Here is a 23,739-nt window from a genome sequence, read left to right on the forward strand (position 1 = left end):
GGTTCATTTTGGTTCCTTTTCAATTTCATTTACTTATTATTTCTTTGTTTTAAAAGTTATAAATATTTGACTATGGCAAAAATCTGCTATAGCGCTTAACAATAAATTTACGTGTTCCGTTAAATTCCTAAAAAAAGAACGTAAGACGATACTTCCGTTTTACTTTTTTTACCATCTATTGTGATGCAGTGAGCAACTTCCCAGAATAGTTATTATGTCGCATAACATTCGCTATTCGTTGAGTGTACTCGTACATCCTTTACAGTTTTGTCTTAATACATACTTTACAAAAAGTATGATCAAAATCCTGATTCAGACGTTAAAGAGGATGGCATTGGGTTTTTAAATTGCAACAATTTTCCTGTATATAGGTCTATTACTCCAAGACTGACTCCATAAAAATGAATCTTCACATGTCTATCAGAGATCTCTTCCAGTCCGACTTCCTCTAATGCAAGTGCGGAAGATAAAAAAATCCGATGCCCTTCAAAATGTAGATTCCCTAGATCATTCACTTCACCAATCATTATGTTTGTTGGATAAGAAGCTTTAACGATCCGTTTCGGAAACTTTCGTTTGGACTTCTGATAATGCTGCGCTGGAAATGAATTTTGGATTCCTTCATGGGGTCTTAGATAGTTGAACTCCTTTTGAAACTCCCGAAATGCTTTCTGTTGGGCTTCTAAACTCGACCTTGGTGGCAAAGCTGTTTCTTCTTTTAACGTTTTATGCATCCTTTCATGCCTACCATTCTGTTGGGGTTTGCCCGGTTCAATTCGCTCTAATTTGATCCCAAGTTTGATCCACCAAACTGACAGTTTACTTAGCCCAGCAAGTGCATTGGATGCAAACGGTGGTCCATTGTCCGTTCGAATCGCAAGAGGCATTCCGTACTCCGTGAATAACTTCGTAAATTCATTGATTACATTGGCGGTATCCGCCTTTGCCACAATCTCACAACAGAGTAAAAATCGACTATAAGCATCCGTTACCGTAAGCGGAGTGCATCTTTCTCCATTCCCAACAGTGAAATGACCCTTAAAATCCGCACACCAAATATCATTCGGACCAAGCGCATGAGAAAACGGTTGTTCGATGCTTTCTCTCCGGATCCTTCGTTTGGGAGGTTTGATTAAATCATTTTGTTTTAAGATACGACCAACAGTACTTGGATGAGGCCAGTTCTTAATCATATGAATCCTCGCAGATAAAGAAGCCAAGAGTTTCCTTGCTCCCCATCTCGGATGTTCTTTCCTTTCTTGTAAGGTCAGTTCAATGATTTTCTTTCGGGTTTGGTGTGGGTGGCGTTTGGGTTTTCGACTTTTATCTTTTAAACCATCAAGACCATAAAGCTCATACTGTTCTAAGTATTTATAGCCAGTGACTCGACTAATATTAAATTCATGGCAAAGGTCTGTGAGAGACCAACCTCCACGTTTCCACGCTACAACAAATTTCATTCTTTCTTCAAACACGTTTGTCTCCTTCCAAGCCATGACACACTCCTGGTGTGTACATCGTGTTCTGAATCGAAGAATTAAAATCTAGTTTGTAAAGGATGTATTGAGATCAATTTGTAAGCGAAGAAGCAAGTACGGACCCTTTGAATAGAAAGGCACATCGGTAACACATTATACTAAGAATTCGATGTTATCAATTTTTTTCATAATTCTGTCAGTTTCAAAAAGAGCGACAATTATTTTCTGGTAATAAGAGATATCTTCAAATGTAAGCTCCATCCCTTTTCGATCATTTAACCATTTTTGTGCAGGCTGATATCCACCAATTGAGAAGTTCCATATAAAATCTGAAATTCCAGTAAAAAATTGTTCAGAATTAATATAAACATATCCTTCCGAATATGTTAAATCATCTATTAGATTGCTACCTGCTTTAGGATACTTTGTAACAAATTTTTCAAGCTTGAGGCTTTCCAGTAAATGTAGCTCCCTGAGTTCCCCTCCGAGATTCACCAATTCCCAAAAAACTTTTTTATCACTTGGATAAGGAATTCGAGGAAAATCTGATTTGAAATATTCTTTGTAAGTTTTTCTGTATACTTGTGAATGCAATATTGCATAGATATAGTCAAATAAGTCCATAGGTGCGAATGAATCTTTTGTTGATTCTTTTTCGTCTGAAAATGTTAACCCTAAGTTATTAGCGATTTCAAGAACGATGTCCATATTTAAATTTGGTTTTCGTTTTCCCGCTCCGATCAGTTCTGGATTTTTGAAGTCTGGATAAATATAAAGTGGGAACACATAATTTATATTGTATGCACTAAAGGTTTTATGGCCAGCTATAAATTTAGATACAAACGCGCCAGCTTGCTCTTTCTCTGGCACTTGCTTTGGGCAAATCAGACTAATATTATCTTTTTTAAACAAATGTTTCATTACCTCAGCTCTAGGCATGCAATGAAAGCCTTTTGTGATTCCAGAATAATAAGTATACCTATATTCAAAAGGACGATAAGTAATCTTTACAATGTTCGAGAAGTCTAAACCAGAATTTTTTAAATCGTTCTTTGCTCCCGATACTGACCAGTCTCTAACGTCTTTGCCTAAATTAAATTTTGATCTTCCTGCATCATCATCTAATTCGATAAATTCTTCGATTGTTTGTTTTAAATCTTGAATTGTAAAATGAATTGTAAATTCATCCCTGGCAGTAACAATACCAGCAGAGTTTATACTAAAAATTTCATGAATTGAAAATCCCTTGTCATATTCTAGTTGTGCAGAATACTCTTTCGGAACGAAAAAATAATTTGGTTTATTTTTTTCTATTTCTAGAAATTGAATTTTATTTAATGTGTTTATCGATAAAAAATTATATTTTTCATCTCTTTTCCCGAATAGATCAAAGTGAAACACTTTCGCCAATTCTTTAGGTTTTTTCTTACCAGTTTTGATGAAAAAATTAATAGAAACCCCTTGTTGAATATCGAATACATTCTCATCAAGACTTCCATCAGGTGATTTTTCTTTTTTTTTGCTATTCCCATGCAAGTCGATTGTATATATTTTGTCATAAGTTTTAAGCAAGTTCCAGCGCATCCCTCTAAAAGTCGGGTTATCTAGGAAACCATGCGGATTTATGAATGCAAGTATTCCAAACTCGTTCTTTTCTATAAAATGCTGTCCGTAACGTATAAATTTAACATAGTCATCATTAATCCATTTTGGATTTCGTTCTTTTAGTTTTTCTACACCTCCAGGTTCTTTCTTGTAGTCCTCCATTAGACTCATTATCCATTCGCCTTTGTTTGAGCTTTCTCCACTATAAGGTGGGTTTCCAAATACAATCATCACTGGAGCATCTCGCTTTACGTCATTCGCATGCCTTGCTTCTTCAGACAACCACCTTGCAAGAGCAAATAAAGTGCCATCATCTTCATGATATTCTTCCAATGAATTTGTAAGAAAGACTTTCAACCTTTGATTTTTTGATGGTTTGAAGCCAGTTTGGTGTAGTAGCATTTCTATTTTTAAATGAGCCATTGCATATGAGGCCATAAGGATTTCAAACCCATGCATTCTTGGGATTAAATGGTTTTCCACGTAATTACTCCAAATGCCTTCTTGACCATCAAACTTATGTTTTACCAAACTAATCAATTCCGCGAGAAACGTTCCCGTTCCCGTAGCAGGATCAAGAAATTGTACTTTATGTAACTTTTTCTTTACTGCTTTTTTTTCACCTGGTTCTTTAATCTGTACGTCGATCATAGAATGATCAGCAATCCCATCAGAAATCTCAAACTCCGATTTCAGTATTTCGTCTATTGATCTGGTGATGAAATTTACTACCGGTCTTGGTGTATAATAAACACCCTTTGCCTTTCGCAAGGCAGGATCATATTCAGCTAAAAAAGTTTCATAGAAATGGATTATCGGATCTTGAGTTTGAGTAGACCTTCCAAAATCCTTGAGCAGAGAAGCAACATCAGCCGATCTAAATATCTCAGCTAAAGAATCTACTACCCATTTGATTCTATCATCAATCTCGGGTCCGGCAATATATCCAAACAAACTTCTTAAGAATGGATTTGATTTAGGTATGAGTTCCGCTGCTTCTTGCCTGGAGAATGTTTCTAATGTCTTATCATGGAACCTTGCCGCAAACATACCATATGCAATAGTTTGCGCGTATATATCTGCAAAAGCTTTAGGTTCAATGTCGTGAATAAGTACTTTTTTAAATGCCTCCATCTGGTCCCACAAAGAAGACTTTTCGCGATTCTTTATGTCAAGCTGGAGTGCTGATTCAATAATACCATCGAGCATTCTTGCTTTTTTAGCCATAAACTTTGCTAACATCTGCGAAGAAGTAATCGTCTGTCCCTTGTAGTGACAGAATTCTTGAATTAAATTTATAAGTTGATCGAATGACTCAGGTTTTGAAACAATTTTCCCATTCCTGATATCAGCAATCTTTACTCTAATTTTATTCTCACCATCAACATAAAGATGAAAATCTAAGTAGTCTGTGAAAATTAAATTACCAAGACTTGATCTGTAGCGGTCGAACTGCTCTTTGTTACCTGTTTTCTTCATCCCTTCTAAGTCATTGTCACCAATATCTTTTGCTTCAATGTAACCAATAGGGATATCACGTTTAGAAATTATATAATCTGGAGCACCACATGCGATTTTCTTAGGTTCATTCGTAACTAGCACATCAGGAACCAAATCCTCTATAAGTGTTTGAAGATCTCCTCGATAAGTATGTTCCGTTGCCTTCCCAGATTTAAAATGCTTGCTGATGTTTTGTAAATATTTCTCTATATGCATGTAAAAATTTTATAACCTAAGTAAATCTTAAAATTTGGGAAATTTCTGTTCATTAAATATTAGCATCCCAGCAGGTACAGAATTCATACTTTCCCACTTCTGAATAATGACGCTAGCAGATTCCTGTGATCTCGGAGTTCTCATCGAAAAACTTGCATCTGTGACATGCAAGCTCCCAGGAGGCCCGGATGGTCTCTCTCAACGGAATAGCGTATTCGTCTAGGTCGGATTTATCTTTTTCCATATAAGGTAGGGAGGTTGAGAATCGAGGATTTGGGCCCAAGAGTGCAAATTTTTGCAAAATTTAAAAATTAATTTTACTGATCCAATCTTTAATCAAATCGACTGTCTTCGTATCTTCAGAGGCCTCGGAGATGGTATTTGTCATCGCGAGCATATAATGCTCATTTTTCCCTTGTTTGTAGACATCATTGAAATAAGAAATCTTATTGAATCGGCGAAAATGACGAAACCAAATTTCCATTTCTGGAATGACTTTCTTGATATAGTTGTATTCTTCTATTTCTGTAACCAAGGCAAAAGGTATATTGTGATGGAAAATAATTATAATATCATCCTTGGAAATAGCTTTCGCAAAGGCGCGAATGTTATTTGGAAATGTTTCTAATTCGGAATCGTCATAAGTTGTCAGATCAGACTTATCATCGTCAAAATCTAGTCCAACGTAATTCTTAGACAAACATTTAACAGTATAGTCAGTAGCATATGCACTGTCGTTAGGATGAAGTTGCATTCTCCAGTATTTCATTTCATTTTCCTTCTAATAATAATTAATTTTTATTCTAGTATTCTCGACCGACGACTTGGTATTACAAATTCGTCAAATATGGTGCAATAAATTTGCCAAACGAAACCACATGTTGTGAAGTTTCGATTAAGGAAAGATATGGATTCCACTTCTCCATCAATAACTTTAGAAACCCCTTATCCTTTAGTCTATCATTAGTATTTTCCATAAATAAAATCAGCAGGGAAACCAACTGTTCCTTATCATGGTAATTTGTTTTTTCTATTTCTTTGATTATCTCTGCTACCGTTGAATGAACATCACTTGATATATTAATCGTTGAATTGTTTGAATTAGATTGTAAGGCGATACTTCCAGAGTTATTTTGAATCAATATTCCTTTACTGAGTTCACTGTTTTCTAAATAAGCAGTTTCCAAATCATTAAAGATTTCTTCAAAGAATGGAAGGAGGATAGACTCATGAAACATTTTTACATGTGCGTTGACATTTTTAGTATTTCCACCATATAGGTATCCCAAATTAAAGTAATCCAAATGTTTCTTGGTTTTTACCCAATCATTTATTAAAGCCCAAATAAAAGAGCTCCGCTCGTTCGAGTTTGATGGTAATTTATATCTGCTAAAATCTCTACCTTTGTATAATTCTTTTTCGCTATATTGATGCTGCTCTAATTTTTCGATAACTTTTGAAAATACACTTTCAGCTCTCATAAAGTTAATAATCGATTCCAGCGCTTCAAATCCATCATCATTTGAGCTCCCAATTAAAAACTTTATATTGGTCTCAAATTTTTTTAGAATATTTCGAATTTCTTTTATTTCCATTTTAATTTCGTGCGTTTTTCCACGTTCTGGATATTATTCAGTACTTGGAAAACAGTTAATCAATTTAATTTTTCTATCCAGAAATATCCTTTATTTGTCTCAGAAAAAGGATCTATTCCATTTTTTACTAAGTATTCTTTTGTTTGATTAATTGCTTTTAAACATATATTTCTCAGAAAAGTTTCTGGATATGATAAATGCCAATATTCACCTGATGAGTTTTTATCACTCGGATTATCTATCCAAGATAAATAATGCGGGATATCCTGCCGCAAAACTCTTTTATTATCAATTCCCAGTGGTTTCATTTCGTGAATTAAAGAATTTCGATATTTATAAAATAAGTTTAAATGTTGGAATTGGAAAAGTGACCCATTATACTTCTTATCGAATAATACAACAATTGGAGGGCGATCGAATTTTTTTAATTCGGAGATCGAAATGTCAATCTCTGGAACAGTGTATACCCAACCATGTTTCATGTGATTATATTTCTTGTTTATGAAATCTTTGATTTCTGAAAACTGAGGCTCTAGTAGATATTTAAAATATTCATACAAATGAGGAAGACTAAACAATTGGCCCTCTTCCCAGCTTACTATATTTTCCAGGAATTTTATGATTCTTTCTCGATTGCCTTCGGAAGGGAAAATTGATTTTGAGAGCGCATCAATTATTGTAAAATATAGAATCTTTTTAAAATCTTTAAGATCCGCCTTCAAGGAATCTGCCTCATTGAATTGAACTTCAAAGTAATTTATAAAATATTCCACATTTGATATAATTTCCTCGTTCACTTAATTTTCCCTTCTTCATTCTGAATTCCGAATGGTTTCACCCCCTACCCCTGGGCACAGCTTCGCCCCTTGAGTCCCATGCCCAAAACAAAACAGTGGTTCCATTTTTAGGGATTTGGCGCAAGTGAATTTCCAGCTAACGGGAATTTTCTGTATTCGAGTTTTATGTAATTATGTTGGAAAATGCTAATTTTTTAGGTAGATCTTGGTAAAAAAATTGAGACGAATGCAATAAAATGAATCTGCTTTATTTGTATCGCAAGTTAAACCTACATTCAAACATAGTGACTAATTCCAATGGCGTGGAAGGCCATGAAAAGTTGAAAGGTCCCCCTCCCTCGGATTATTCTGAATATCATACGCCAATAGGTAACAAAGCCTTAGGTCTTCTTTCGGACTTTTTGTTTTTGAAGTATCCTGGCAATCAAAGGAGAGTAAGGTAAAAATTACCAGTAATGTTTTCATCGCATAATCTACCTTAAATTTGATCATCGTATATATTTATTGATTTAATTCAATAAATACTTTTATTCACAATGCGAGAGATCTTTCTAAATAATTAGGGTAATATACCAGAATTTCCTTTGCAATCTTGATCCCTTACATAGGATAAAACTCAATGATTCACGTTAAATGCCCGCAGACTTTCCCACCTAGCGGAACCTTTGTCTTCGGAATTATCGGAGGTAATTAGAATAAGAAGAGAAGACTCCAAACTGCTAATCCCGTTTCTTTTATTCTGTTCTTCGCATTTGGCTCTTGCACTAAAGCAATTGATGAAAAGGAAAAATAAAAATATTCTAAGTAAGTTCAGCATTTCTCGGGTAAAATTCTGATTAATTTTGGCTGGGCAACTAATTCACGTCCTCTTGAGTTTTAGATAGAAAAATATTGAGATCGCAAGAGTTATAACAAACAAATTCATAAAGACAATATTCCCAATAATAAGGTAATTTAATTTCTCTTTATTCGCATTTAATTGTTCTGTCAGTTTCGATTCAGTCTCGTTTATTTTAAAAACAATCTGTTCAAATTCAGGAATCGGATCCTGTATCTCAATCCTCTGAGCTACGCATTCAGTAAGATTAGGAGTTTTTTTACTTCTTTTCCCATCGGCTTTATTTTCCTCATCAATCAATTCTTTATTCTTCAACTCATAATATCTTTGTTGAACTAACGGATCAGCACTCCAAAATTCGAAGGCTTTAGAGAAATATTTATAAGCAGTACTGAATTTTCGTTGGTTATAATTTTGATTTCCAAGTTCAATCCATATTTTTGATTGTAATAAATCATATTCAGGATTAGAAAACTTAATTGCCGAATGTTTGTTTATTTCGATTTCCGCTTCTGCAAACTTATTTTCCTTGTATAATTTTTTTGCGAATTCCAACGGATCATCTTTACTCTCCGCAATGATAGGTAATATAGAGAAGATTGTAATTGTTAGATAAATTAATTTTTTCATCTGTTGATTATAATAGCCTTATGAGCAAAACGTGGTCTTGGCATTTTTATGGATTCTGTTCTCCATGGACCTGCAATGGGGTTGGCTAAATCTATAGAATATATGGTATCTGTAGGGATATTAATGCTATTCGCACCTCCCATGAGGTATGCCCTTCGATTTTCATATGAGATTTCCAAACTTGGGTAGTAAATTGCTGCCGGCAAAGCAGGTCCAGACTGAAAAACATTGCTACTGATTCCAGTTCTATAATAGTCGTACGCGGAAGACGGAGTAATCGCAGTTACAGGTTGATTAAAATTTGAGGACGTGCTTCCACCTGCTAGTAAAAATGATTGGGAGTCATTTGGGAAAGGATCCGAACTTTTCGGATTATAACATACTGATGCTACACCGTGCCTAGCTTGATTATTTGACGCCTCAACGAGAGTCGTTGTAGTGTTCGCAGCTGGTAAGTATACATCTGTAGTTGCAAATGCATTCCCATCAGAATATAAACGGCCTCCGGAGAAGAATAATGAACCGTTCATCATACATCCACCCATATCTAAACGTGGGAAAATAGCATTATTAGAAGTATATTGAACCCATTGACCATTGCTTCCAACGTTTGGATTAAATCGATACACTGTATTCAAAATAGTTCCTGTGGTCATATCCATCGTAGTAGAACCAGAAATTAAAAAGATCTCTTCTCCATTTGACACCCCTATTCCACCTTGAAGGTCTGTTGGCATATCAGCCATTCTTTGCCATTCATTCCTCTGAGTATCAAATCTCTCTACTACTCGCGACTGAACCCAAGAGGATCCAACTTTTCTTGCTCCCCCAATTATGAAAATAGATCCTTTATGATAAACTGTTTGTGAAAATGCTCGAGGCGTTGGTATTTGGGCCACGTTTTCATACCAAACATTTCCTACAGGATCAAAGACATCGATAGCAGCAATTGGCTCAAAGGTCGTTCCGATTCCACCTACTACCCATATTGCTCTCCTTCCATTTATTCGATCGAGAAAGTCGTTTGTTCTCGTAACGAAAGATTGATTTCCACTAGTGATTTCTCCAAGTTCTTTGCAGTAGACTTGATAGTAGTATCGAGTATTGGGCTTTAAGCCATTGACCATAAACAAATGTTCTTTTCCCTCTCGAATACTTGCTCTCACATTGTCGGATCCCAATAATGCAGCAAGACCATTTAATGGTAACTCTGAGAAAGCCATTAAGCCATTTGTCTTAGAAGAGCATAATACGAATATATCAGCTGAGGTCTCACCAATGTAAGATGTTCCAAAGCCTTCAATTTTTAAATTTTCTAATTTTTCTGTGCTAGAGAGCGGTGAATTGTAACAGTTAATAGAGAGAATCGAAACAAATAAGGTTAATATAAATATCTTCAAAATTTTAGCATTCCTTGAATTGCTGGGCCAGAGAAACATAATGTAGATTTTGTTTCAAAGGAACAGAAAGTGTTTATACCCAATCTAAGCTGAAAATCATTGATTTTGTAGCCTTGCCATCCGAGTTCAATCATAGCCAATGGATTCAGACCAGATCTATTTCCATCATCGGATATGGTATTTACGTAATTTCCACCGACCCCAAACTTTCCATAAAAATCCAATTTAGGATTTTCATAAAATTGATAATGATTATAGTAATAAACGAGACCATTGAATATATTGAGCTTGTAATCGGAGTTTGATCCCCATATGCCATCTAACTGAAAACCTATTCTTCCATTTCCATTCAAAGCTAAATAAGCAGGTTCGAGATTTAAAAATATTTGATTTAATGTAATATTTAAATTCGGCGATCTGTAAATACCATAACCTAAACCGATGAAGGTATTCAATGATTCTTGAGTGCTCACAAGAAACTTTTTTGGTAGAGCAAAGTTCTTTTCTCGATTTAATTCAGATTCAGATATCTTCGACTTTTCTACATTCACGAAGCCAAGCTGACTTTGCAAAATGACATTTTCTTGCCCTTCTTCAACTAGATATCCGATGATTTGACTTTTATCTTTCAGAGTAACCCTGGATAATCCAATACTAAAGTCACCGCCAGTTTTACTTCTATCAAATTTTACAATCTCGGATTTCGGAATTCGATAATCCTTATCTTGGAATTTGAATAGAATAGACCTCTCATCTTCAGAAATGAATCTCCCGAGAAATTTGTCTCCAGAAGATAGTTCAATTTCAGATGGAAAAATAGAAACTATCATCAAAAAGTTCAAATAAACATAAAAAATACTCCGAAAAATTGCTTTCATATTGATCGAGTGTCATCAAATTTAAATGAATAAAAAATTTCACTAATTAGATTATTGTTTCTTATTCTGAATAAATTATGCATAAATAATTTCCTTTTCTATATATAGAGTAAATAAATTTGTATTCTTTATCAAGCGGAGCATCCTTAAAATCAAATTCGATGCATTTATTTTTACTTTCGATTCTACTTGGTTCATTAACTTTCCGTATATAAAAGTCTCCAAAATAAAAAATTTTTCCGTAGAAATCTGGATGTTTAATGAACTTATTTCTCTCTTTGTCGAATGTAACTTTTTCTTCTAGTGAGTAGTTATATTTTTTACTGTCTCTCGATTCACTGCTAGTCTCAAATGAATTACAAGATATCATTAAAATTAAAACCGGGGCAAAAAGGATTTTATTTATTTTTATCATATTTTATCAAGTAACCTGTTATAATAAACTGATCTGAATTTGTTTGCACATAAATTAATCCAGGCGTCGGAACAACTGAAATTTGTGTTTCATTTTTAAATGCTTCATTTTTATAAATAGTTAGTTCTTCTATTTCATCATATTCAAAAATTCCTTCAGCAGGAAAAATTAAACCATGAATATCTTCCCTTACCGAGTTTAGCAGTTTCCTGCCCACAATTTGTAGAAAATCTTTTGAATTTTCATCTAGCTTTTCTTCTAATCTGAACTGAATTTTGAATGGAATTCTCGTTTTATGTTCAACTTTCACCTTCTTGCGCTCTAGCTCAATAATTGGGATTGTCTTTCGACAACCACATAACGAAATGAAGATAATAGAATAAAATAAAACTAATTTCATGGTGTGAACCCCCAATGTTCATTATCTAAATAATAACTCAACAAATACATTGGTGCAACTATAACAGCACCAATCAATAGTGCAGCACCAGCCTGTGCCAATATATATAAATAAGCGTCGGACCATAAAGGATTAAAGAATTCAAGAATACTAGCAATTCCTTGATCGGTAAAAGACAAACCTAAAGGGAAATCTACGCTCCCAAACAATGAGTATCTACCAGATTGATCAAGTAGCCTTAAAAAGTTATCGGTCTTATTCTGATTTTCTATTTTTCTTCGATTATCTTGATTCTTGCCTACAAGATATGCTGAGATAATGAATAATTCTTTATTGGGCATGTCTCGTGTTAATATATAAGCAGCAAATGCCATCTTCCATGAATTGCTAATTCTGTTTGTCTCATCCTTAAAGCCTTCTATCTCATTCCACGTTCGACCAGCTTTTTTACCCATTGTGAATGCTAAGGCAAAAATTTTAACTTTCTCACTCGTACTCGAGTTTTCTGTCAGAAGGTAGGCGGCAGTCAGGTATTTCATCAACTTTGAAATGTGAGGCTTGCCCAAATGAGAAGCATTTTTACCACTTGTTTTTTCTAACCATGATTGTTTGCCTCTTTCATTTCCTCTAAACTCAGCAAAAGCCGAGGAGGTTAAAAGCAAAGGTTCTCTTTCACTCATTCCTGCACTTAACATATATACTACGACGGCCCCTAAGTATGGTGTTTGTTTGCCAAAACCAGTCGGATCATTATACTTAATAGGATTTCCGTTTGTGTACATGTATCTATTCAATCCATTGACTTGCTTTGGATAAATTTTTGGATCCCCAGTTAAAAATCTCCCAACAAAAGGATCATAATAACGTGCTTTCATGTAGTATAAACCAGATTCTTTGTCTTCGAGTTGACCAGCATATTTAACTTTACTGATGTCGGGACCACCGCTATCCGTTCTATGAATAAGACCATACGGTCTGTATGCAATTCGAGACCTTCCTGTCCAGTCTCCTCCGGAAAGAGGATTTCCTTGTGAATCAGACAAAAAACTGACTGAACCTAAATGGTCTGCATGTTGAAAAGCTACGCCACTAATCGAACCTGAAGATATGGGAGAGGCCGTTGTGCCACTCCCTGGAAAATAATCATTTCCAGTATCGTTCACAGAAGGAGCTGATTCGGCCACTTGAGTTGGAAAAATTAACAAAGGTTGTTCTGATCCATTACTACCGACACCTAAGAAACCGCAGTTGCCTACACTAAACAAAAATGAAAATAGCAAGAGTGCATTTGCATATCGGATAAATGTGGGAATTATATTTGAGTATTTGGATTTTTGTCGTCGCACAAAAGTAAACAAGAAGCCTAAGAAAGCAAATTGAAATGAATAGGATCCAAATTTTATGTTTTTTTTAGTTAGCTTTTTTCGGATCGGATCAAAGAACATAGAATCAATTCTATTTTTCCTATATTGGGAACATTCTAGTCTTGTCTTCGAACAATCAAATACAGAAAAATTATCAGCAATAAGTTTGTCCCAACCGGCAAGTGAAGTAAAATTTTCATCTCGAAGAAACTTTACATCAGGAATTGCTATTTGGGATAGTGGTTCACCCTTTAATCCTTTTACATAAATTGTTACCGACTCAGGTAAACCTTCCTCCCTTGTTACGTCAAAAGAATCTCCGTATAATGTATAACTTACATGCTTCCCACTTCCAATATCTTTCTTAATGCGACTTCCGCTATGATCGTAAAGGTATCGGATGTTCGTTCCACCAGAAGTTCGAATCTGGGTTAACTGATTATTTGTATTATAAGTATGGACATCCCCATTCCGATTAATCATATTTCCATTTTCATCATAATGATAATGGAAAGTTCCAATCTGAGGAGAACTAGCTTCCGTCACCAAATGAGGTCTATTGGAATTTTCATATTTGAACCTAACCTCCCCTCTTCTCAAGAGGTTTCCGTCATAGGAGTATTCGTAGACCTCTTCACCATATTTTCCTGCAGCTTTGACCAATCGATTATGGCTGTCATACTCATAAGTTTGAGTTCTATCATCTCTATTCAAATCTTGAATTTTACTGATATTTCCTGAATAATCGTATTCATACTTGAGATTCTGTTCAAAATAGCCATTCGCTAATTTCGTGCGAAGCCCAACTAAACGTTTATGTTTCTTATCAATTTCGATCTGAGACTCAACACCATTGCCTGCAGTTTTTCGAATGAATAGATTATCCCCGTCTGTGAATGGTCCTTCATATTTTACTAGCAATTGATTAGTTGAATTTCCATCCGCTGAATCAAGCGTTATCTTATTTAAATGCCCTCCAGAGCCATATGAATAGCGTAGAGTAGTTCCCTCTGGATATCTAGTGTAAATGGGATTATTGTTAGTATCGTATGCAGATTCTACAAATAGATGTAAACCATCTAAAGACTTCTTTTGTCTGATAATGTTTCCTCTTTGATCATAATCAATATTAATTACCAGGGCTCCATCATTTACCTGTGTTAATCTTCCAACTGGGAAGGTATCCGATGTTGCACCACCTACGTCATAACTAAAGGTGATATTCTTCTCTATCGAGTTTTGTGTTTTAATTCTTGATAAACTGTCATACGTAAAATCAGTTTGCGATCCATCTGCTTTTATTACTCTGGACAATCTTCCCAAAGAATCATAACTCATGTGAGTTACTCCAGAAGAGGAATCTGATTGTCGAATTTTCCTGCCCCTGTTATCATATTCTGATCTAAATTGATTCCCAGAGGGATCAGTAATCATAGCAACATCCCCTCTTTCAGTGAAGCTAGTTAAATGAGTTAGGCCATTAACTGTTCGTCTTATTTCTTGACCTATTGAATTTTTTTCAACTTCGACTGTCTGAATAATCTCTCCATTTGCTCCGAAGATTGTAGATGTTATAGTCAATTGGTTTGGAGAGTAACTCATCGACATTCTCTCGCCCTTTGAATTTCGAGCGCCGACGATTCTATCATAGCTATCATAATCATACTCTTCCCACTCTTCATCCATCAAGCCTTCGACTACGGGTGAATACTTTTTTGTAAGGCGTCCGAAAGCATCATAATCTCTTCTTTCCGTTAATGAAGCAAAATCATTTAATTGAGTGACCCTACTTTCCAATTTCCCTTCATTATTCAGAATGTCCGTAACAACAGAGTATCCACCTTCTGAATTCCTGTTCTGTTTGGTTATCCTAAGTTTCTGAATATCCTTGTCGAATTTGAAAGATTGCTTCTCATTCGGTTCTGTATCTCCTGGTAGAATTTCACTCTTTTCATTCAGGAATGGATCGTAATCTTTTTTTAGGCTTGCTCCGTTTGCCGAAATTTCTTCGACTAGTGCATCAGTTGAGGCATCATATCTTTTTACAGTTTTGTGACCTAAACTATTTGTTTCCCCAATAACATTAATTCCTGAAAGCGAATCGTATTCTGTAAATACCTCCCCCATCCCTGGGATATTCTTAGTTTGCACTCTTCCTAAGTCATCATAAGCCATTTGAATTTTACTTTGATCAGAAGAACCTGGAAAGGAAATAACTTCTGCTACTAAGCCTTGATTGGTATAGAGAAATTCTTCATCCGAGATCAATTCAGATTTAATGAATTGTTTTATCCTATTCGGTCTTCCTATGTAATAATTCTCAAAACTTATGCTGTTGTCAAAATTTGAGTCTTCCGTCTTTAACAATACTCCATTAAAGTAAGACTTATTGGAGAGAGCATTACCATAGTTATCAAAAACAATTTGCATTTCTTCTTTTTTATAAAGATTAGAATCAATATACGAATTGGAAATTTGTGAATTCCTCACAATCAAATCCGAAGCAAAAGGTTGTTTAACTTGATATGTAAAAGTAACAGTGCTTGAGGGAGAGCCATCCGAATAAAAGTTAGAAATCGACTTTTCTAACCCAGCCATATTTGGTTGAGTTTGGAAATATAATGTTTCCTTCTTTGTATTGTGCAATAAGTTAGTCTCAGAAACTTTTTCGAATCCGTAATATGCCCGAGAAAACAAGTCTCCCAAGTGTATTCGGAAGTTGTTATAGTCATACCTTTCAGTAATTTTATTAGAAGAACTTCTAGAAGTTATTTCATATACTTGATGTTTTGAGATTGGGACAGCGACATTAGGGTAGGATCCAGAATTAAACTCAATCGCATTCGGGAATTCGTTAGTTTTCTTGTAAGTAATTTCTGTATCAAACCACATTCCATCACTTATTCGAACTAGATTGCTATGACTATTATTTGGAACGGCTGGAGTTATCGCTAAATTTCCACCTTCAGGAGTGTCATACAAAGCTAGTAAGCTTAATATGCTCAATAAAAAACCAGCTGACATTTTGGGCTTAGATGGAAAATACTTTGAAACAAACGCATCAAATCCTCTTTGATGCTTCGCGAAGAAGTTTTGACTCTTTCTAGTTCCATCTACATAATCTTGAATATTTTGGTAAAAATTTAAGTGGGGTACATTTAATAAAAAAGCATTCTTATCGGCTCTCAAATGAATAAGCTCCACGCGCCCATCTTGATTTAAATCCATTGCACCGAAAAATGAATCGGCATTGGTTAAGGCTCCACCGCCTACAAAACTAACTCCATTACCGTAGCTGACATAAACGGTTGATCCATCGAAGGCAAGGATATCTGTTTTCCCATCTTGATTTACGTCAGCAAAAGTTTTCGTTTTAATAATTTCATCGCCTACTACCTCAGTTTGGTATGCCATTCCTGGTAAATAACCTTGGTTGACACCTTCTGCGAAACCACGGCCCTGATTTATATATGTGTAGAACAAGCCATTAGGCATAAGCACACAATAGTCTGGTCTTCCATCACTATTAATATCAGCGAACCACCTATTTAGCCCCTCTTCCTTCCTATTCCCATTCCCAGTATAAATACCACCTAACTTATATTCAATTGAGGAATTTGAATTAAGAAATATTTTCCGAACTATTACCTCTCCATTCAGGATATGCACAAATTCAGGCTTTCCATCGGAATCAAAATCCATAAATTGCCCCATGCTCTCATCATAGAATATTGGGCCTATTTCAATATGCTTCTCTGATCCAAAAAAACTACCTTGTGATAAACTAACAGAAATTGTAGTATCATTTATTTTTTTAACATAATCCGAACGGCCGTCGCCATCAATATCAACCAAACCTCCTTTCCAGCTTAAGTCAGGAGGACTGAAAAGAAAATCAATTGGGGGGGTAACCAACGGAACACTTGGCATGGAAATAGGATCTGTAAAATTACCATTTCGAGAAAATGAAACGTGAACGTTTTGTCCATTTGAGAATGCTAAATCAAGGTTACCATCCCCATCAACATCTCCCCATGACATAGTTGAGAAACTATTATAATTAATCCCGGAAAAATTTGGAGATATTGTAATTTCATCCATTGAAGTTGTTGGATTCTTAATGGATACTATTCTGAGTGTATTGTCATCATCACTTCCAACTAATCTTATTCCCTCAAGATTACCATCACCATCTGTATCTCCAAAGGTGAGTAAATTATTTGGACTTTTTGTTCCAGTCATACAGGGAATAAACCATGTATTTTGAAACTGCTGACATAGGGCGCCGTAACTTGCTTTGGTGGCTTGACAACTTAGTTGCGCAGCTGGGTTTGGAATATTGCAAACCATAGTCGTGTAGGTAAGGCAATTCAAAGTTCCTAGATTACACTCAAACTTGTCCTGAAGAGGAACTCGAGACATTGCAAATAAATTTGGAATTCTCTTTTCTACTTTGGAGCCATATGCTGAAGGCGTTTTTGAACCATAAGTCAATTCGATGTCTTCAAATTTTCCTTCTCCAAAATTATTCGTTTCTTCTCTGGAAATTTTCGAAAGTAATTTCTCTCCTACGCTGTTTGTATTGAAATCAAACTTATACTTTCGAACTATCGAGTTACCTACCTTAATACTTATCCCGCTTAAAATTGCGTTTTCTTGGGAACGGATGAAATTTGAAAATTTTAAGGCATTGTCATTATTATTGATATACTCAAAGGCAATTTCCCGATTCTGATAATTTATTTTTATCGGGAGTTTCCCATTTATATCAAGAGGAGTTCCATATTCAATATCGTAACCGACTCCAAACTTATCTTTTACGCTTGATAGACGCCACTTTTGAATTATTTCAGAATTGTAAATTGAGGAATCTCTATTTAATTGGGATCCCCCTCCAAACGTATAAATTAATCCATTCTTATCTTTTGCTTGCCATGTAGTGGCATTTATACTTTTAAAAACAAACAGAGATTCTGGTTTGGTCCTAAAAACTCCGTCTTCAGAAGTAGGAACCAATTCCCCTCCCATAGTTGAAGTGTACGAACCTAATCCGTGATCATAGGATCCGCGAACATCTCTCTCGATACTATGCTGAATATTTATTTCCCATCCCCTGCCAAGTAAACCACTAGGGAGTTCAGAGTTATAAGTTAACTGAAGATTTGGAGCAATCTCCTTCAATGCAGTAGGAATTTCTATTTTAAAAACTGCAACTGCATTACCATATTGATCAACGGTGACAGTGGGGAGTTTTTGTGGTGGTTTATCAATCCAAAAATCTAAGAGCGTAAAACTTGAAAAGGTATAAAAAGCAAAAAATAAAAATATTACAAATCTTGTTTTTGAAAAATCCAACATAAAAGAATTCCTTTAATAGCATCTTTTCTTTAGCTTACGGAGTACTAACGAGAGCAGGTTAGTCTGGGGAAAAGCTAATTGTCAAATTTTTTAGAATTGAGGGACTTTCATTTTGAACGTTAAAAACGTTTTTTAGACGATTTTAGAACGTTCCCAACGTTATTTTTCATTTTTTTTTCTTGAACCAAGTTCAAAATTATTTTTCGAATAATTTTCCCTGTTATTTCTCCAATTTGCGATAGCATATTCCTTTCTATTATCTTTCCATAATATTAATATCTTTCGATTATGATATATAGAATGAATTAGTTTCTACACTCCAATCAGAGGCTTTCTTGACGTATTTTACTCAGTTAAATCTTCCCTTGCGAATGGTCATTCTTCGAATCTCCTCCATGGATCCAGTTTATTCAAGAAAACGAGAAAATGAGTAGCGAATAGGATGTGCAATCTCTCTCCGGATGTTCCTCTTTCAAAAAATGATTATATTCCATACTAATCTCTGGACTTGAATTGCAGAATCAATGTATAGCTTGATCCTTGTGACTTTTATCATTCGCTATTGGTTCTAATTGCGACTATGCCTCCATTCGCATCCCTGGTAGCGAATACGTATTCGCGTCTAAGATAGCGACTGTACATTCGCGTTCTAGATAGCGAATGCATATATATCTCTATATTATATCTCAATAATTAAATAGAGAAATCGCCTCCGGCTCTTTTTGCCGCTTGCGTAAGCGATAAGAGGAAAAACAATCTAAGAAGACATTCTCGAATCGTCATAATTTCGATCAGATTTAATTTCTAGCCACGTCGAACTCCTAGGTTAAGTCTAAGGTAGGTCGGGCCGAAAAAAACGATTCTGAAGCAATCTATAGCGTTTTCGAATCTTGTCAGATTTATCTCCTGAAGCTCCCCTACTCTAGCTCAAAATTGGCGACCGAAGTGAGAAAGAATTCCAAAAGATTTTGTCCTTCCCATTCAAGAACTCTGGACCAGAAATTCCCTGCAACCGTTCGCGAGTGCTTGGCGGTAGTTTTGCAGCCCAATTCAAAAATTCATTCCAAAGATCCTTGGATCCCTTCTTATGAGTTTTTTGTACTTTTGATGTACTTGGTACAAAGGCGGCACCACTGGAATGCGAGTCAGCATAGGATTTTTGTGGAAGGTCGGTTGGATTTACTGAGGCTCTCGCTTCTGATTTCAATCCTAGGCAGTAAGATAATTCTCTCTTTCTTCCATCGAATGATTTCTGAGAGATGAGGTTCAATCTCTTCAGTTTTGTAATCATCTTGGAAATCGTATCGGGTTTTTTGTTTAGAAGGGTCGCAAAGTATGCATTTGATGCAAAACATCCCCTAGCGAGCGTTAAAGATCGAATTTCAGAGAGTAAATATTTCTCTGAGACTGTTAATTGGTGAAGGCATTCGATCTCTCTCGGGATCCAAATGCCAGTTCGATTTGAATGTTTCATTTTCAGGAATCCTATTTTGCGAAAAGGACATGCCTTCGGCCAGAAGCTAGTTCGCTATTTTTTAGGCCAATGAAGCAAAAGGTTCCCTCCCCTACTCCGGTAGTAAGATTGAGAATCGCTAATTGCGTCTTTTCTGGATTCCTTTGGGGGTTTCCAGACTGCTTACGACGGCAATGTGGTAGTGCCGGTCTTTCTGCATGTCGCGAAAGACGTGTACGAGTATTTATGTCTGAAACATTCCTGTCAAGCCTAATGTGACATATTTCTGTTATGATCTCTTGGGGGGAAGAACTGTGTCCTGGCGGGCTACCACACCTACCAGGACGTAAGCAATCTGAGTGATTAATCAAATAATAAACATGGGTACGATTTTGTGTACACAATTTTTTTTCCTGATGAAGTTTTTTTTGAAAAAATCGTACGACCAAATTTGGTCAGCGAATTGGTCACTTAAAGAAGGGAAAGTTTCGAGTTGAGATGAGTGTTATGATCTTTTGGTTTTAATCGCAGAAGAAGAAAAGTTCTAATTCTTTCATCATGACCATTGCAGAACAGTTATGAGATGCTAAAGTTTATAGTTATCCTGAAAATAGATTGAGGATCTGCTAGCTATCTTATCTTTCGGATTTCTTTCTCTAAAGTTTCTGCTTTGGTTTTGAGTTTGTTTACTTTTTCCTGGATCCAACCGCGGAGGATTTGTTTTTCTTCCTTAGCAAGATTCTTCCCTTCTTTAAAATCTTTGTAGATTTCGTCAGGCTTTCTTTTCGGATTAATCTCTCTCTCTTCATCCTTAGATTCTTTGTCGGATTCTGCAAGAAGCTGAAGAGCTTCCCTCAGAGAAAGGGACACGCGTGTCCCTTCTAGCCTTGCTCGGTGGTCGTGAATGTATAAATACCTTTTTGCATGACGGTATGAAAATTCAAAGTTGTTAGCATCGAACCAAGGTTTGAATTTTCCGTAACCAAGTTCCTTTCGTTTCTTATCCAGCATCTCTCCAATTAAGAGTGAATTCTGGATAGATTTTTCAATGTAGGTCCCAATCTGCCTGTGAAGTACATTTATTGTTTCAATATCTCCTTTCGGAATATTTGCTGAAACTTCCGATCTACTACCGGGTCGATCGCCAAGGAAATTACCAATTAGTTTATTCCGATCGCTCATAGGACTTCCTTAACAAGTTTTTCTAGGTCATCCCATATATCCAAAGACTCGCTGAAGATCTTTCCAAGTGTTGCTGACTTTACAAATTGTGCACTCTTTGGAACGAAACTCTTTGTTACGTTTTGAAGTCCCGAATCATAAATCCTTTCAGCATCTTTTTGAGAGACATTAAAAGGCACACAGATTGGATCTGGTGCTTCAAGTTTTCTACATGCTCGATCTATGAGTTTGAATCCTTGAAGGGTCCATCTCGAAAATCCTATTGGACAAATGACTGAAGTTGAAAGGTGTAATGCTAAGAATAATTCGTAGGTTAAAGAAGGTGGCGTATCAAAAATAACAAAATCTATCTTGTTTGTTTCGCAAAAATTCTCCAAGTTTTTTCTAAATCGAATCATCGATGACGGATCGTTTGATAGTTCCAAGTGAGCTCCAGCTAGGTCCGGAGTTGCTGGCAGAATATAGAGATTATCTATGACTCTTATCGATTCATCAAGTCTGGATTCACCTATGAGAACTGTGAAAAGATTCCTCTCTTCTAAAGCCTCTACAGTTTCCTCCCGAAGGAAAAAATCTGTTAAATTGTTGTTTGGATCGGCATCGACAAGTAAGACTTTTTTGCTCGGAAAAACCTTCTGAATAGAAGCTCCCAGATAGATAGAAAGAGTGGTTTTTCCCACTCCGCCTTTTAAAGAGGCAATCGAAATAACTTTCATTTATGGAGTAGTCTTTTCACTAGTACTTTCGATTCAATCAAAATCTTTTTTTCGAAGAATTTCTAAGAGAATTGAGCAGAAATTACGCGAAAAGAAAAAAGATGGGAAAGTAAAGGCAGGCAGAAATTCTGTAAATTACAGAACTAAATTAAAGAATAGTTTCAAAATAGAGATGAAAGAAATAATTTTGCCCAAATATGTATTTGATGAGCTTTTCGATTTCATTGAAGCTATTTCTTTCGAAACAGATGAACACGATTCTGTGGTTTTCGATTTCGCATATGTCGAAAATTATTCGCCTGTGGCTCTCGTTGCAATTATTTGCCGAGTCAAATACCTTCAGTCCATCAAAGCCAAAGTGTATTTCAGAAACCATGATTCCTTTAGAGCGCTTACATATTTTCAAAGAATGAATTTTTTCTCAATATGTAACCTCAACATGGATGAGAAATTTAAAAGGCACGATTCGAACGGCAACTTTCAAGAAATTCAAGAATTCGGAAGATTGGGAGGTTCAGTCGAGAAGTTATCAGAAGGTATTGCACTTTGCTGTATTCCGGAATCTGAGCGGTGGAAGATTGACGATTACGAGGAAAACTCGGAGATATATGATTTAGTAGTTTATGCAGTCTCTGAATTGATAAATAATGTCTTTCAGCATTCGGGAAGCAATGGTTATATATCAGCGCAAGTTTATAGAAAAGGTGAGCTCGTCAGACTGGGGATTGCCGACTAAGGAATAGGAATACTTAATAGCTTCAAAAACAATCTCTCTCCTCATTTCAATGAATCTTGGTCTGATTCCGATGCAATAAGGGCAGCGTTGCAGGCTAAAATTTCATCGAAGAACCATATTGCGTCACCTTTCTCCACTCCTGTGAATGCCGGGGTTGGCCTTTCAATTTTGAAAAAATTATCCGAAAAATTAGAGGGTAAGTTTTGTCTTGTCTCAGGTAGAGGTATAATAGAAAATGCTCAGTTAAAGGAATTTCCAGACGATATTTACTACAATGGAGTAGCTATCAACATTTCTTTCAAGAAATCCAAACTCGAAGTTTTTCAAGAAGCGTTGATGGAGACAAAATTGGAATTGGGTCTAATAAATAGGGCTAGAAACTTTAAGGAGGTTATTGGCGATGACGTTTAAAATATTTGATCATATTGGAAAATCTGGATTGGATTCTGACAAAGCTGTAAGGTTTATAAATGAAGTTGTTGTACCAAACTCAATAACTTCCGAAGAAAAAATAGTCTTAGATTTCTTTGGTATTCACAATGTAAACAGTTCATTCGTGAACGCTTTATTTCTAAACCTATTTGTAAAATTTGGATCTGAAATTGTTTCAAACAGATTGAAAGTAATTAATTGTCGAAGTAACATAGCTGATATTGTAGAAGCTGGCATTGATTACTCCTTTGAAAGATCGAAAGAACTCATTGCAACTTAATAATTTAATCAAGATATTCTGAACCTTAATCATCTCCTTAGATGACAAAACGGGTCTTCCTTTGCAAACCGTGAATAGTCATTACTGAAAACAAACTGAAACTATTATCTTATGCATTCGTTTTAGGATTTAATTTAACGAAGGCTGTTTGTAATAAATTTCCCATTCCGAAAAATATACCTATAAATTATGTCACATCATATGGACAAATTAAACGAATCTGAACAAAAAAAATAAGAAATGAGTGATTTCTGTCCCAGGGAAATACTACTATACAAATGTGGAGTTAAATAAAGAGACAAGAAAGGAGATAATTAAAGAAGAACTTTGGCAGTTTGCCGAATCTCTTCTCCATTCTGAGGAGTCAGTAGAAAACCTCATAGAAGAATTTTTTGCCAAATTAGAGGGCAGGGTATTGGAGGTCATAGAGCGAGAGGAGGCTTAAAATGTCAAAAAAATCGGAAAA

17 protein-coding genes are annotated in these 23,739 nt (G+C 35.6%); 4 read left to right on the forward strand and 13 right to left on the reverse strand.

What is annotated here, in order from left to right:
• Positions 1–299 precede the first annotated feature (299 nt).
• From EHQ62_RS16850 to EHQ62_RS16910, 13 genes are all read right to left on the reverse strand, one after another.
• Positions 300–1,496 (reverse strand): integrase core domain-containing protein, encoded by a 1,197-nt coding sequence (locus tag EHQ62_RS16850; RefSeq protein ID WP_135644988.1) that lies wholly within the window; start codon positions 1,494–1,496, stop codon positions 300–302.
• 135 nt (positions 1,497–1,631) lie between these two features.
• Positions 1,632–4,799, reverse strand: a complete 3,168-nt coding sequence (locus EHQ62_RS16855; RefSeq protein WP_135644990.1) for a type ISP restriction/modification enzyme — start codon at positions 4,797–4,799, stop codon at positions 1,632–1,634.
• A gap of 304 nt (positions 4,800–5,103) precedes the next feature.
• Positions 5,104–5,568, reverse strand: coding sequence for a hypothetical protein (locus tag EHQ62_RS16860; RefSeq protein ID WP_135644991.1), 465 nt, complete (start codon positions 5,566–5,568; stop codon positions 5,104–5,106).
• A 61-nt stretch (positions 5,569–5,629) separates the two neighbouring features.
• Complete coding sequence (locus EHQ62_RS16865; protein ID WP_135644993.1) at positions 5,630–6,394, reverse strand: hypothetical protein; 765 nt, start codon at positions 6,392–6,394, stop codon at positions 5,630–5,632.
• 59 nt (positions 6,395–6,453) lie between these two features.
• A complete protein-coding gene (locus EHQ62_RS16870) occupies positions 6,454–7,191 on the reverse strand; it encodes a hypothetical protein (protein WP_135644995.1) in 738 nt (245 codons plus the stop codon).
• A gap of 859 nt (positions 7,192–8,050) precedes the next feature.
• Positions 8,051–8,659, reverse strand: coding sequence for a hypothetical protein (locus EHQ62_RS16875; RefSeq protein ID WP_135644997.1), 609 nt, complete (start codon positions 8,657–8,659; stop codon positions 8,051–8,053).
• Positions 8,656–10,059 (reverse strand): Kelch repeat-containing protein, encoded by a 1,404-nt coding sequence (locus EHQ62_RS16880; protein WP_167482893.1) that lies wholly within the window; start codon positions 10,057–10,059, stop codon positions 8,656–8,658. The genes EHQ62_RS16875 and EHQ62_RS16880 overlap by 4 nt, the downstream gene beginning before the upstream one ends.
• Complete coding sequence (locus EHQ62_RS16885; protein ID WP_135645001.1) at positions 10,056–10,937, reverse strand: LA_3334 family protein; 882 nt, start codon at positions 10,935–10,937, stop codon at positions 10,056–10,058. The genes EHQ62_RS16880 and EHQ62_RS16885 overlap by 4 nt, the downstream gene beginning before the upstream one ends.
• A 398-nt stretch (positions 10,938–11,335) precedes the next feature.
• Positions 11,336–11,752 (reverse strand): hypothetical protein, encoded by a 417-nt coding sequence (locus EHQ62_RS16890; protein ID WP_135645003.1) that lies wholly within the window; start codon positions 11,750–11,752, stop codon positions 11,336–11,338.
• Entirely contained in the window at positions 11,749–18,474 is a 6,726-nt protein-coding gene (locus EHQ62_RS16895; RefSeq protein WP_135645005.1) for an RHS repeat-associated core domain-containing protein, read from the reverse strand. Before EHQ62_RS16895 ends, EHQ62_RS16890 begins: the two co-directional genes overlap by 4 nt.
• A gap of 922 nt (positions 18,475–19,396) precedes the next feature.
• Positions 19,397–19,948 carry a helix-turn-helix domain-containing protein gene (locus EHQ62_RS16900; RefSeq protein WP_135645008.1) on the reverse strand — a complete coding sequence of 184 codons (552 nt, stop codon included), beginning with the start codon at positions 19,946–19,948 and terminating at the stop codon, positions 19,397–19,399.
• A gap of 609 nt (positions 19,949–20,557) precedes the next feature.
• Positions 20,558–20,938, reverse strand: a complete 381-nt coding sequence (locus EHQ62_RS16905) for a hypothetical protein (RefSeq protein ID WP_135645011.1) — start codon at positions 20,936–20,938, stop codon at positions 20,558–20,560.
• 167 nt (positions 20,939–21,105) lie between these two features.
• Positions 21,106–21,825 carry a ParA family protein gene (locus EHQ62_RS16910; RefSeq protein ID WP_135645013.1) on the reverse strand — a complete coding sequence of 240 codons (720 nt, stop codon included), beginning with the start codon at positions 21,823–21,825 and terminating at the stop codon, positions 21,106–21,108.
• A gap of 172 nt (positions 21,826–21,997) precedes the next feature.
• On the opposite strand from EHQ62_RS16910, the gene EHQ62_RS16915 reads away from it, so the two are divergent.
• The 4 genes from EHQ62_RS16915 (at position 21,998) to EHQ62_RS16930 (ending at position 23,718) form a co-directional block, all read left to right on the forward strand.
• Positions 21,998–22,561, forward strand: a complete 564-nt coding sequence (locus tag EHQ62_RS16915) for a hypothetical protein (RefSeq protein ID WP_135645015.1) — start codon at positions 21,998–22,000, stop codon at positions 22,559–22,561.
• Between the two features lie 87 nt (positions 22,562–22,648).
• Positions 22,649–22,972: a hypothetical protein gene (locus EHQ62_RS16920; protein ID WP_135645017.1), complete on the forward strand. Its 324-nt coding sequence runs from the start codon at positions 22,649–22,651 to the stop codon at positions 22,970–22,972.
• Positions 22,962–23,273: an STAS-like domain-containing protein gene (locus EHQ62_RS16925; RefSeq protein ID WP_135645019.1), complete on the forward strand. Its 312-nt coding sequence runs from the start codon at positions 22,962–22,964 to the stop codon at positions 23,271–23,273. Before EHQ62_RS16920 ends, EHQ62_RS16925 begins: the two co-directional genes overlap by 11 nt.
• Before the next feature lie 244 nt (positions 23,274–23,517).
• Complete coding sequence (locus EHQ62_RS16930; RefSeq protein ID WP_135645021.1) at positions 23,518–23,718, forward strand: hypothetical protein; 201 nt, start codon at positions 23,518–23,520, stop codon at positions 23,716–23,718.
• Positions 23,719–23,739 lie beyond the last annotated feature (21 nt).

It is taken from the genome of Leptospira jelokensis (assembly GCF_004769635.1).
GTDB classification, from domain to species: Bacteria; Spirochaetota; Leptospiria; order Leptospirales; family Leptospiraceae; genus Leptospira_A; species Leptospira_A jelokensis.

Excerpts from the sequence above, each read along its gene's own strand:
- EHQ62_RS16915 (WP_135645015.1), top strand. The coding sequence starts at position 21,998 with ATGAAAGAAATAATTTTGCCCAAATATGTATTTGATGAGCTTTTCGAT.
- EHQ62_RS16850 (WP_135644988.1), bottom strand. The coding sequence starts at position 1,496 with ATGGCTTGGAAGGAGACAAACGTGTTTGAAGAAAGAATGAAATTTGTT.
- EHQ62_RS16895 (WP_135645005.1), bottom strand. The coding sequence starts at position 18,474 with ATGTTGGATTTTTCAAAAACAAGATTTGTAATATTTTTATTTTTTGCT.
- EHQ62_RS16865 (WP_135644993.1), bottom strand. The coding sequence starts at position 6,394 with ATGGAAATAAAAGAAATTCGAAATATTCTAAAAAAATTTGAGACCAAT.
- EHQ62_RS16890 (WP_135645003.1), bottom strand. The coding sequence starts at position 11,752 with ATGAAATTAGTTTTATTTTATTCTATTATCTTCATTTCGTTATGTGGT.
- EHQ62_RS16855 (WP_135644990.1), bottom strand. The coding sequence starts at position 4,799 with ATGCATATAGAGAAATATTTACAAAACATCAGCAAGCATTTTAAATCT.
- EHQ62_RS16900 (WP_135645008.1), bottom strand. The coding sequence starts at position 19,948 with ATGAAACATTCAAATCGAACTGGCATTTGGATCCCGAGAGAGATCGAA.
- EHQ62_RS16905 (WP_135645011.1), bottom strand. The coding sequence starts at position 20,938 with ATGCTGGATAAGAAACGAAAGGAACTTGGTTACGGAAAATTCAAACCT.
- EHQ62_RS16875 (WP_135644997.1), bottom strand. The coding sequence starts at position 8,659 with ATGAAAAAATTAATTTATCTAACAATTACAATCTTCTCTATATTACCT.
- EHQ62_RS16885 (WP_135645001.1), bottom strand. The coding sequence starts at position 10,937 with ATGAAAGCAATTTTTCGGAGTATTTTTTATGTTTATTTGAACTTTTTG.
- EHQ62_RS16860 (WP_135644991.1), bottom strand. The coding sequence starts at position 5,568 with ATGAAATACTGGAGAATGCAACTTCATCCTAACGACAGTGCATATGCT.
- EHQ62_RS16925 (WP_135645019.1), top strand. The coding sequence starts at position 22,962 with ATGACGTTTAAAATATTTGATCATATTGGAAAATCTGGATTGGATTCT.
- EHQ62_RS16910 (WP_135645013.1), bottom strand. The coding sequence starts at position 21,825 with ATGAAAGTTATTTCGATTGCCTCTTTAAAAGGCGGAGTGGGAAAAACC.